This is a genomic window from Anaerolineales bacterium, assembly GCA_015075725.1.
Taxonomy (GTDB): Bacteria; Chloroflexota; Anaerolineae; order Anaerolineales; family Villigracilaceae; genus Villigracilis.
Map to the genome: position 1 here is coordinate 3,837,345 of JABTTV010000001.1, position 11,831 is coordinate 3,849,175.

The window sequence follows — 11,831 nt, forward strand, 5'->3', positions numbered from 1 at the left end:
ATCACTCCCTTTTTCGGAATGTCTTATACAAACCGCTGCCGAGCACCCACAAACCGAGCAGAATCAACAGGATCGCGGGTCCGAAATCGCCGAGGATGTTCCAACCGCCAAGAAATGCAGCAAAGACCAGGAACAACACCGCGCTGATGACCATCAGATTCAAACCGCGTTTCAGGTTGTAAGCAGTGTTTTCGCCGAGCAAGCCCTGCAGCATCGTGCCAAGCCCAACAAAGCCGGGGATCAAAGTCCACATATACGACCACGAATCGACGTTGCCAGTGGTCTCCTGATAATAAAAAATCCCGCCAATGCCTGCGACGATGGCGGCTGGAACCGCCATTCCCGGCGAGCCGGTGGCAAGACCGATGACAAGGATGCCTGCGCCTATCAACAACATATTGACGGGCCATTCAGTGTACGGTTCGAAGAAGTTCCGAAACGACGGGTTGACCTGATTGAGCAGGAACCACCCGCCGATAAGGAGCAGGATGATTCCGAGGGCAAGTTGGGAACGACCGGATCTGTTCATAAACATTTCTCCTGAGACAAGAATTTATGAGTGGTGTAATCTTTTTTGATGGAATCGAAAGTCCTTAACCATATACGAGGAAAATACGGGGAAGGTCGCAACAATTCCCATCTCGTTATTTCAAAGCTTCACAAATCGAATCAAATAATAAAGCCAAATTCGATTGGGCTTGTCTCAAATCCGCGGACATTCTCCAGACACCACCGGAAAGCTGGTCAGCCACGGCAAATGCCGCAAATGCAGGTAAACCGCGCGATTTTGCAACTCCGAGCATCCCGGCCGCTTCCATATCCACTGCGAGAACTCCATCTGCCTGATACGCCAGTACATCCTTTCGCAATTCGCGGAAGGGAGCGTCTGTCGTCCAGGTCATTCCACTGGAAAATTTTATCTTCCGTTTCTCAAGATGGGACTCGATGCGGCCGACAAGTACCGGAGATGATTCGACAAATCCGCCGGGCGGAAGATAATGACGCGTCACCCCTTCGCCGCGAATTGCCCCCGTTGAAAGGACCATATCCCCCGTCGTGAGCGAATCCTGCAATCCGCCTGCCAGACCGATCAGACCCATCTGCCTGACCCCCAACGCCGCAAACTCATCCGCCAGCCCAGCCACAACCGGCGCGCCGATCCCGAAGCCGGTGGACACGGCAATCCTCCCGCCGAATTTTCTTAGAAGATAAAACTCGCCAAGGAAACCGCGCACTTTCCTGACAAAGGACCCGCGCAGGATATATCTTGCGAGGCTTTTTTGCGGAACAAAGATCACCATTTCGGGCGGGGGAAAATCCTCGAGCGCGCCGGTGGTCCGGCGGTAGGAAAGCAATTCCTCCGGTGTCAGGAGCGGGTCATCTGGATTCATCGGGAGGAAGATCCTTTACGGGAAGCAAGGCATACAAATAAAACATGACGAATACAAATCCTTGAAGCCATTCCCCGTAAAGCGAAGACCGGATCGCCCCGTCCAACCCAAGCATTGGTATCAAAACAAGATACAGGGCGATATATATAAAAAGGGAGAGGAGGGCGGCCCTGACGATTATCGATTCCATTCCTCGGGCGATGAGATCATAGGAAATAAATGATGAGACCGTATAAGGAATGAGACTCCAACCCAAAAGCGCGAGATCGTTGGATGCCGGGATGAAGGCGTCGCCGTAGAGTATTCGCAGGACCGGCGCAGATAGGATTGCAAGGGACATGGCGAAGATCAGGCTTACAACCATGAGGAGGAAGAACGCCCGGCGAAAACTTTTCCGTGAGCCCGTTACGCCTTGCGAGAGGGCAGGTAACAGCGCGCCGAGAATGGCGTAATGCCCGAGTTTCAGCCCCTCGATGACGCGGGTCACGGCGGAGAAATAGCCGGTATCTCCATCGTCCAGCATGGATGAAGTGAAGAGAATGCCGAGGCGTTGAATCACAACCAAGAGGATCGTCAAAACAGCGAAAGGCAGAATCAATTTGAAGATGGGAAAAAAGTCATTAAGCGGTAACAAGCGAAAGTTCGGAAGCGAGGCGGAGCAAATCCGGAGGGAGAGGGCGGAGATCAGAATCTGCCCGAGAAGCAGTGAAAGACAGAGAGACAGGATATCCCGCGAAAGAAGAGCGGCAATTACCTGAAGTAATCCGTTCGCGAGGCTCAACAGCCAGAAAAGATCGAAGCGGGATAATCCACGCAGCAAGGCGTTGTTGACCGAAAAAACCGCCAAGGGAAACAGAGCAAGCGAATAGAAAAACAAGGGCGTATCGCGCAGGGCCAGCATGGCGGCGCAATACAAAGCGGAAAATGCAAACTGCAGGGAAAGGGCGCGGGATGCGGCATCGGTGACCTTCCCGTTGCGCGCAGTTTCACGGACAAGAAATGTATCGGTGCCGAAATTCGTGAAGGTGTTGCCAACGAATATTAGAGAGGCGATGAAGGCAAAGCGACCGAAATCCTGAACGCCCAGCCTGCGAGCAAGAAACCCCGCGAACAACACGGCAAGCAGTTGGGCGGTAATACGCGCAAGCAAAAGGAGCAGGGAATTTACCCGCAGGCTGCCGCGCGCAACAATCGGTGTCTTATTCCCGGACAAGAGAGACAAGGGTGAAATCTCCCCAATACTTGAAGGGCCAGCGCGCGGCAAATGCATCATCCAATTTGCGAAGAACTTGATAGATGCCGGGTTGCTTTACAGAAAAATCCTTGCTTGTGGCGGGAGGCGTGAATACGGAAAGCGCTTCAACGGTTTCGAGGCGAAAATCTCCGCCCCAGGCGCGCGCGATCTGACCCGGTTTGTAATAGTAAACGGGATATTCCAATCCCTCCTTATGCACGGTGGATTTCCCCGAAAAACGGCGTGTGGCAAGGCGGAATTTCCCTTTAAACAACACTGCAGTTTCCCAAAGACAGAAGGGCGGCATCATCGCCCAAATCACGCGGGCTTTTCGATTCATCAACGGACGGACGCTTTCCACCACAAGCGACGGGTCGGCCACGCAATTCAAACCGCCGAAATTCGAGAAGGTCATATCGAAAGGACCTGCCTTTGTGTTTCTTAAGTCCGTGTATGAAAGTTGTTCGAAGGAAAGGCGATCTTGCAAGCCGAGTTCCCTCGCCTTCTTCTCGGCACGCGAGAGCATTTCACCTGAAATATCGACACCGTGGACGGAATATCCATGCTGCGCAAACCAGACGGCGTCCGTGCCCGTGCCGCAGGCAACATCGAGAATCTTTGTCCCTTTCGGCAATCTTGCCGTGACGAAATCATATACGCGCTTCCTCATGCGCGCGAGATTCTCGTTGTTCTCGATGAAGTCGTCGTATTTATCTGCATTGCGGTCATATGCTTCGGCGATGGTTTCGAAGGATGTGCCGGAGAGGATGTGTTTGTTCATGAGTGAGCCTCGGGGGAGTTTCGGGTGTCAAGTTTCAGGTGTCAAGTTTCAGGTGGCAGGTGTCAGGTTGTTGGCGGGTTAACAAATCTTTTTAAACGAAATTCGCTGCGGAGCAAGCCAGCGAGATTAAGTGGCATGGTAAGCCATCCGCGCAAGGTGGGGTTCTTGATCGCACGGCGAATGCGGAACTCGTGATGCGTCCGTCCGTGCAGGATGCGGTAAAACTCCTGTGGAAACGGTCCTCTGTAAAGCATGGCAAGGTCGTCGGAGTCGACCCAGTTTTGTTTTTCGCCCAATTCCAACTTGACGCGCTCGTAAAACTTTGTGCCGGGCAAAGGATACGACACGGATATTCCGATATCATCCGGCATACACTCCCAAACCATCTTCAAGGTCGCCTGTACATCGTCCCACGTCTCGCCGGGGTAGCCGAATTGCAGAAAGAACCCGACTTGGATTCCGTTTTTATGCAACAACTCCGCGGCGCGATAAATATCCTCCACCTTGTCACCCTTTTCCATCGCATCCAAAATTTTTTGCGAGCCGGACTCCGCGCCGATCCACACGATCTCGCATCCGGCTTTTGCAAGCGCCGCGGCAGTTCTTTCGTTCACCAAGTCCGCGCGTTTCAAACATTTGAATGGAATCACCGCGTCGTTTTCAATGAGCAAATCCGCAAATCGTTCGACCCAATTCGGCTTCAAACCAAAAATATCGTCGGCAAACCAGATGTGATCCGGCGAGAAATTCTCCTTGAGCCATTTCATCTCCGCAGCGACATTTTCCGGCGAGCGCGAGTTATAACGCTGGCCCCAGATCGGTTTGGCGCACCAGTTGCAATGATACGGACAGCCGCGAGTCGTCACCATGTTCATCGAAAAATAACCGTGACGGTCGAGCCAGAGTTTTTTGTATTTATCTATGTCTATCAAATCCCAGGCGGGGAACGGAAGGGAATCGAGGTCTTTGATGTCGGGGCGACGCGATGGGTGAAGAGTGAAACGTGAAGCATGACCGATAACATCCTTCGGTTCTTTCCCCGCCGAGAGCTGATTCAACAGTTCTGTGAGCGTTTCCTCCCCTTCGCCGAGGATGCAGTAATCTGCGCCGTGGTCAAGATATTTTGAATAATGGTCGGTGACGTCCGCACCGCAAAGAATGACGACACATCCGCATTCCTTCGCCATGCGAATCATCGTGAATGCCGCTTCGCGCATCCGCAAGAGGCACATTTTGGAAAGGTAATTGAAATTGTCCTCGTAGATGACGGCGTAATCCGGTTTGTGTTCGTCCAGCGACTTCGCCCATTCCTCTTCCGACTCTGCCAGCATGGCATCGAAGAGCGTAACTTCATATCCCCGCTCGCGGATGTAACTCGCAGCATATAAAGTTCCCAAAGGGGGATACGGCTGCATGGCACGCCACAGTTTGGGGTCGAAGCGGAGGTAGTAGGATTGACCGAACAGAACCTTCTTCATTGAGTTGATCCTTCCCCGCTTTCCAAACCCAATGAGACCAGCCGCGCGTGGAAATATTCCCAAGCCCATTTTCGGTGGTCATGAAAATTCCCCTGGCAGACGTGGATGTTGAAATTCGCCTCCGCGCTCTGACCATACTTGTGATTGATCTTGCGCAGCTGAATCTTCATCAGGAGATCATCAAGCCATGCGCCGAATTTACCGGGAAAAAGCAGTTCGAGGAAATGCTGGATCCATGAGCCGGTTTCATCCGGTTTGGGTGGGGAATGATCGGGTAAATCGGATGCGTTCGGAAGGATGGTTGCGACCCAGGGATTCGATTCGCGCAGTTTATGATACATGTTCAAGCCTGCAATCGGAATCATTTGCGCCATCTCGCGGGCGGAGTACAGGTCATGCCGGGGCCATTCAAGCGCGCGCTCCGACACGAGGAGGTTCACGCAGATGCGGTCTCCGGTCAGCCTCATCAGCCTGCCGAATGTGACAGCGAATGCCCGCGCGATCCACAGGCGGTGTGGGGCGGTGACGAGCATGAAGTCCATGTCGGCGTTTTTGGAAAGATTGAGCATCGCAAGCGAACCGGTTATGGCGACCATGCGGACGAAGGGCATGAGTTCCAGTATCCTTCCGTAAAACAGCGCGCGTCGAAATGATCCCATTGAATTTTTTTCACGGACCTTGCGGACTTCAACGATCCCGCCGCGCCCGGGGAGGTGATAGTAAACACCAGCTGAGTCTTCGAAAGAGTTCCCTTTAAGATATGGGAGTTGAGATTCGAGCTCATCACGTTTTACAAGAATGGGCAGATAGCGATGCAACTCTTTCAGGGTCAGCGGGTAATCGAAAATATCCGAATACGCCAGGGTCTCAAGGACAGCGCGTTCGAGAGGGGAGACGTCGGCCTGCTTAAGGGGTGGGGAGATTCCAGTGACAGCCAAGTGAAATGTCCTTTACGCGGGGGCAGGCTCCCGGTCGCGGGCGAGGCGGTAGGTCAGGGATTGGAAAGCCGTAAAACCGGAGAAGAAGAACATTCCGAGTGCAAAGAATATGGCGTAGAACATCATCAAATAATAACCTGAACTCCAGGCAAGCCAGGCAGACCATAAGTTGAAACAACCAAGGAAAGCTTCGAAGAGGATCAGCGAGTCGAAACGGATGAGGTAACGATTGCCGCGCCAGGTTTGAGAGCGGTCTGTAATCCCGAACTTCGGTGTGCGTTCGAAGGGGACAATCCTCTTTTGCAGAATTTGAAGAAGCGCCCGCAATGTGTTTGGTGCCATGCCGGATGCAAATACTGAAAACGCAAGTATGGCAGGAATTGATTCCGCCCAGCGGTTACGAAGCAATCGCTGCGCAGCCGCAAAATACATGGAGGGAACGAGGGCGAAAATATTCATCAACAACCCCAGCCCCACCGGCGCGAGCAGAGTTGGATATTCACGGGCGAATAGGAGCAGGAATGGATAAAAGATCATGAAAAGCAGGGCGAGAAAATGCAGAATATAGGTTGTCAGGTGGAATGTGGCTTGGAATTTTCTGGCGAACGAAAAACCACCGCGCCAGATGACGGGAATGTATTTGAAGGCACATTCCAGACTACCGCGCGCCCAGCGGTATTGCTGACGACGATACGCCGTAAAACTGACGGGCAGCTCGGCGGGCGCTTCCACGTCGACCGCATACCGCGCCGACCAGCCGCGCAAAAAGGCGCGATAGGAAAGGTCCATATCCTCGGTCAGTGTATCCGCCTTCCAGCCGCCAGCATCCAAAATGGCGGATTTGCGCCATATCCCCGCCGTGCCGTTGAAATTGAAGACATAATCATTGGTCGAACGGGCGAACTGATCGATGACGAAATGCGCATCGAGGGTGAAGGCCTGCATCATGGTCAGCATGGAATAATCTCGGTTCAAATGTCCCCAACGCGCCTGAACGAACGCGACCTTTTCATCGTCGAAACGCGGAAGCAATTGCTTGAGAAAATCCTTTTGAGGGAGAAAATCGGCGTCGAAAATAGCGATGAATTCTCCGGCTGCAAGCGAGAGTCCGTTGGCAAGCGCACCAGCTTTGAAACCCTCGCGGTTCGTACGGTGGATGTGGCGGATATTCAAACCCCGACCTTGCAACTCTCTTACCCTTCCCGCGATGAGCGAAACGGTTTCATCGGTGGAGTCATCCAACACTTGTATTTCGAGCAGGTCGGGGGGATAGTCCAGGGCGGCGCAGGCTGAAAGCAGACGTTCCGTCACATACCATTCGTTATAGATAGGCAATTGAACCGTGACGGTGGGAAGTTTTTCCAACAATTTAAGGGGAGGCGGTTTCAATCCCCCGCGGTTCCTCAAACTGACGATCATCAGGTAGAAAAGGTTTGATATATAGACAACAAGGACCATCATTACCAACGCGTACGCGACCACGACGGGAGCCAGAAGGTATTGGAGGACGATTCCCATCATGCCCTCCTCGATGTCGTCGAATACAATCCCCACGCCAGCCACTGCCACAAACGACCCGGCGCATACGACCAGGTATAGTAATCGAACAAGTTGACGACCGATATTACAAGCAAAAGCGCGATCACGCCCATGCCCGCGGGGTTTTGAATATACACACGCCAGCGGAAGATAAAATCAAAGATCGGGAAAAGAAACAACAGCAAGTAGAAAATTCCGCCCGCCACGCCCGTCTCCAATGCGGCGGTCAGCGGGACGTAATGCGGCGGCTGAAAATTCACAGGGAATTCTTCAAACCTCAGTTTCATCGCGAGCGGCGAGGCGCCCAGCCCCACACCTATGGTGGAATGTTCCACAAAAAGCGTATTCCCCGAATTCATCAGGTAGGCGCGTTCGATCATCGGTCCATCCTCCGCAACATTGCCGGAGTTGAATCTTTTTTCGATCACCGAGAGATAGATCGGGAGCAGCGGCGAGACGATGGAAACGCACGTCAGACCAAGCAGGAAGGCTCGGGTGAGGGATTCCCACCTGCGATTCACCGCCTCGAACATGACCAGGAAACCGATACCTGCAAATAGGCTTAACCACGCCGAACGCGAGAACGTCAGAACCAGGGGCGGGAAAGCCAGCAGGAAACAGATTCCCGCAAATATTTGATTGCGATGCTTCCCATATAAGATAACCGCGAACAGAAGAATCATCGAAAATGCGAGGCAGCCGCCCAGGATGTTCGGATGATCGGCGAATCCATATGCCCGCAGAATCCTTTCGCCCGCGACAGGGACGATGCTCGCTCCGCGCAGAGTCGGGTCGAGCACATGCTCGCCGAGAAACTGAAGCCCCAGCGACGATTGCAAAAAGGATTGCCCCGCCGCCACTGGAACCTGGGCCATGGCCTGAAGCGCAACCGGAGCCAGGACCCACCGAGTCAAAGTTATCTCATTCACGATGTAAAGATAATAAAAAAGAAGGAATACGAACCGGACGGCTTGATACCGGGTGATGATCGCATCCACACTTCCAAACACGGAGACCCATGCCGCGAGAGTCAAACCCGTCAGCAGGATAAAGACAACCGGATTCCCGGCCCCCACCCTGCGCGGTTCCACGATCAACGAACAGAGCCAGAACACAAGCATGAAGAACAAAGTGAAATCGCTGACAAACAAAAGGAAATCCGTGTAGTCGGGGTAGACAGGATAAAACGGGCGCGTCCACACGTCCAACCGCAGGCGGAACGGCGCAAGCAGAATCGTCGCGGCAAAAAACATGCGCGCGCCTGTTCGAAAAAAACGCCTGAAGAAAGGATGAGGGAAATTATTCACAACGCTAAATCGGACCTGTGTAATCTGGTTTGCAATTATAATCTGTCGCCGGTCATGTTTCTTTTTCTTTTCTTATGCATTTTTCCCTTGGGCATTTCATGAAAACTGCCATCGTTCACGAATGGCTGAGCACATTTGGCGGCACCGAGCGCCTGCTCGTCGAAACCCTGCGCCTCTTCCCGCATGCCGATGTTTTTGCACTGACCCATTTCCCAAAAAATTTCCAGAACACGCCGCTGCGGGAATTAATTGTCCAAACGACCTTCCTGCAAAAAATTCCCCGCATCGAAAAACATTATCGCAAACTCCTGCCCATCATGCCGCTTGCGATCGAAACCCTGGACGTGAGCAAATACGACCTTGTCATTTCTCTTTCACATGCCGTGGCGCATGGAGTCAAAACCCACAAACACCAAACTCACATCTCATACATCTCAACCCCGATGCGCTACGCCTGGCACATGCGGGATGATTATTTGAAGCTTCACGGCCTGACGAATCCTCTCATCCGCCTCGCAGCAAAAGGGACCTTGAGCCTGCTGCGCCGATGGGACGCCTCTGCCTCCACTCGATCCAATTCATTGATCGCCAACTCCCAGTGGACAGCCTCTCACATTCGCGAAGCATGGAAAAGGGATTCCCAAGTCATCTATCCTTCCGTGGATGTAGATCGCTTCACACCTTCTGAAAAACGGGACAATTTCTATCTGCTCGTCTCGCGCCTCGTCCCATACAAAATGACGTCAGAGATCGTCAGAGCTTTTAATCTGCTGGGTTTACCACTCACCATCGTCGGTGATGGACCCGATCTGCCGCACCTTCAACGTATTGCAGGAAAAAGCATAGCGATCATGGGTTATCAACCAGACAAAGCCGTGACAGAGTTGATGAACAAAGCCAAAGCATTTGTGTACATGGCAACCGAAGATTTCGGCATTGCCATGGTCGAGGCGCAGGCTGCGGGATGCCCGGTTATCGCCTATTACAGAGGCGGGGCGTCAGAAATCGTTCGGGACAGGGAGACAGGGCTGCTATTCAATGAGCAAACCGCTGAATCATTGGTCGAGGCGGTTCAAGAATTCGAAAAAATGAATTTAGACAGCAAAGCCGCAGTGGATAACGCGGCTCGCTTTTCTTCCGAACGTTTTCGGCGGGAATTCTTAACGCATATTGAAAACCATCGAAAGGGGTAATAATCAGTTCATGCCGATGGCGCGCGCCATGGCGGGGGCGGCGAAAAGGATCAGTGCAATACCGATCAATTCCAAGTTAAGAACAAGTCGGATGCGTTTGTATTCTTCGTCGGGGACTTCGATGGCAGTGCCGGTCTTCAATCGGTCACCCCATTTGATGAAGCGCACGGTCGGATAAATGGATAACAATCCCACAATCACGAACAGCCCCATCTTCACCCAGAACAGAGGGTTGGCGGCATAAAAGTTTACACCTTTCTCAAAGAAAAAAACGCGCAGCAGACCTGCCACCAAAAGAATGCCAGATGAAATACCATACCAGCCGTCGATGCGCTGAATGCGTCGGGCTTCATTGACCGAAAGGGCTTTTTGGAATGCCACAAATTCATAGATCAAACAAGCAGTAAGCGCAAATGCAGCAAGGTGATGCAAAGACGCCATGAATGAATTAACGATAAGCATGATGTTTTCCTTCTTAATAGATAAAGTTTGTCCGGCTATTTCTTTCCAGGGTGAGCTTTATACCAGGCCACCGTCTCCTTGATCGCCTCGCGCATGGGTGTGGCTTTCATTCCGAACGTCTTTTCGAATCTGCTCGAATCCACGACGAACGGCTGGTCGAACTCGTACATCATTTCGACCAATTCCTTCGCGGGCGGCGAAAAGAGCCCGGCAAACCGTAGCATACCCGCGCCAATACTGGTCATCTTGAATGCCAGACCTGCTTCTTCGGCGAATATCTTCAGCATTTCACCTTGTGTGATGCGCGGCTGATCGTTGGGAACATGCCAGACTTGCCCATCTGCCTCGTCAAGTTCACCCAGAATCACCAAAGCCCGCCCGAAATCCTTCAAATACGTATGGGTGTGGGGAATGTCCGTTCTGCCGATCATCTGGACGGTCTTACCCTGTAACAACGGATAGAGTTGGCGGCTGCCAAAGGTTGTGGATGACTCTGTGCCCCATGGACCGAAATAATCGGACCCGCGCGCAGAGGTGACGCGTACCCTCCCGGTCCGATGCGCTTCGAAGGCAGCCCGGCTGGCTTCCTTGCGCGCGCGTCCTTTTCGCGTGTGGGCATTATGCGGCGTTTCTTCGGTCATCGGCGAGCCGTTCGTATCACCGTACATGTACAAGTTTTCGACGATCACCAATTTGGCATTGCTGCCCGTCAGCCCTTCCAGGATGGAGTTTTGAAACGCCGGGAATTTCGTGGCAACTTCATGATATGCAGGCACCGCGGCTTGATACACCACCTGCGCACCCCGCGTCACTTCCTTGACCTGAGCCGGGTCATACAGATCCGAGGCTTTCACCTCCACCCCGGCGGGAATCTCCCCCAGCCGTCCCGAGCGGTTCACCATGCGGACCCGTTCTCCGCGCCGAACGAGTTCTTCCATTGCGGCGCGGGCAACCGCTCCTGTTCCCAATACGACATGATTAATTGACATTTGAAATTTCCTTTACTTTGTTTCTGTTAGATGTTCCCGAGTCTTATTGACATCCAGTCGTTTACGAACCGTCTCGCGGCGACCGACCGCCTGCACATGCCCGGTCGCCGCCGCTAGACCGAATTTGGGCATATTCCCGTACATACACTCGAATTGATCCGCGTTGACCGTGTAGGTCTCGTGCCAGATGCCCACGATTCCATCTGACCCAACAGCTTGATTGAACTTCTTCCAAGGACCAAGATGCGGGTCCGATGGGTTGCGGGCGAATTGCTCCAGGTCTTCGAACGAACGCCAATATTGGATGATGCAGGGCCCGCTGAAATTCCAGAAAAATTCCGCATGCATGAAACCTTTTTCAGGATGGGTAAACAGGGTTTGCATCATCGGCGTCATGGCATTCGCCACAGGCAGCCATTTATCGAGCCGCCACCACTTGTTGATGCGCATCCCGATCAGAAAAACCACAAAGGGCTCATCTGTTTTTGCGGTGTAACGTCCATTGAAAATGTTAGACAT

Annotated in this window: 12 protein-coding genes; 1 reads left to right on the forward strand and 11 read right to left on the reverse strand. The window is 52.8% G+C overall.

Features of this window, described 5'->3' with window-relative positions:
- Position 1: 1 nt before the first annotated feature.
- From HS100_18345 to HS100_18380, 8 genes are all read right to left on the reverse strand, one after another.
- Positions 2-529, reverse strand: a complete 528-nt coding sequence (locus HS100_18345; protein MBE7435884.1) for a hypothetical protein — start codon at positions 527-529, stop codon at positions 2-4.
- Between the two features lie 115 nt (positions 530-644).
- Positions 645-1,391, reverse strand: coding sequence for a nucleoside phosphorylase (locus tag HS100_18350; protein MBE7435885.1), 747 nt, complete (start codon positions 1,389-1,391; stop codon positions 645-647).
- The gene (locus tag HS100_18355; GenBank protein MBE7435886.1) at positions 1,378-2,613 is read right to left on the reverse strand and encodes an oligosaccharide flippase family protein; all 1,236 of its coding nucleotides are present in this window, start codon (positions 2,611-2,613) and stop codon (positions 1,378-1,380) included. Before HS100_18355 ends, HS100_18350 begins: the two co-directional genes overlap by 14 nt.
- Positions 2,591-3,406 (reverse strand): methyltransferase domain-containing protein, encoded by an 816-nt coding sequence (locus HS100_18360; protein ID MBE7435887.1) that lies wholly within the window; start codon positions 3,404-3,406, stop codon positions 2,591-2,593. The genes HS100_18355 and HS100_18360 overlap by 23 nt, the downstream gene beginning before the upstream one ends.
- A 62-nt stretch (positions 3,407-3,468) precedes the next feature.
- Positions 3,469-4,884 (reverse strand): B12-binding domain-containing radical SAM protein, encoded by a 1,416-nt coding sequence (locus HS100_18365; protein MBE7435888.1) that lies wholly within the window; start codon positions 4,882-4,884, stop codon positions 3,469-3,471.
- Positions 4,881-5,822 (reverse strand): hypothetical protein, encoded by a 942-nt coding sequence (locus tag HS100_18370; GenBank protein MBE7435889.1) that lies wholly within the window; start codon positions 5,820-5,822, stop codon positions 4,881-4,883. The genes HS100_18365 and HS100_18370 overlap by 4 nt, the downstream gene beginning before the upstream one ends.
- A 12-nt stretch (positions 5,823-5,834) precedes the next feature.
- Positions 5,835-7,340, reverse strand: a complete 1,506-nt coding sequence (locus tag HS100_18375) for a glycosyltransferase (GenBank protein ID MBE7435890.1) — start codon at positions 7,338-7,340, stop codon at positions 5,835-5,837.
- Positions 7,340-8,614, reverse strand: coding sequence for an O-antigen ligase family protein (locus HS100_18380; protein MBE7435891.1), 1,275 nt, complete (start codon positions 8,612-8,614; stop codon positions 7,340-7,342). Before HS100_18380 ends, HS100_18375 begins: the two co-directional genes overlap by 1 nt.
- Before the next feature lie 152 nt (positions 8,615-8,766).
- Here HS100_18380 and HS100_18385 point away from each other — a divergent pair, with 152 nt between their 5' ends.
- Positions 8,767-9,861 (forward strand): glycosyltransferase, encoded by a 1,095-nt coding sequence (locus tag HS100_18385; GenBank protein MBE7435892.1) that lies wholly within the window; start codon positions 8,767-8,769, stop codon positions 9,859-9,861.
- Between the two features lie 3 nt (positions 9,862-9,864).
- Here HS100_18385 and HS100_18390 read toward each other — a convergent pair whose 3' ends face one another.
- From HS100_18390 to HS100_18400, 3 genes are read right to left on the reverse strand one after another with little or no spacing between them, the layout of a single operon-like run.
- Positions 9,865-10,323 (reverse strand): DUF2214 family protein, encoded by a 459-nt coding sequence (locus tag HS100_18390; protein MBE7435893.1) that lies wholly within the window; start codon positions 10,321-10,323, stop codon positions 9,865-9,867.
- A gap of 35 nt (positions 10,324-10,358) precedes the next feature.
- Positions 10,359-11,312 (reverse strand): NAD-dependent epimerase/dehydratase family protein, encoded by a 954-nt coding sequence (locus tag HS100_18395; protein MBE7435894.1) that lies wholly within the window; start codon positions 11,310-11,312, stop codon positions 10,359-10,361.
- 12 nt (positions 11,313-11,324) lie between these two features.
- Positions 11,325-11,831, reverse strand: a complete 507-nt coding sequence (locus tag HS100_18400; protein ID MBE7435895.1) for a DUF4188 domain-containing protein — start codon at positions 11,829-11,831, stop codon at positions 11,325-11,327.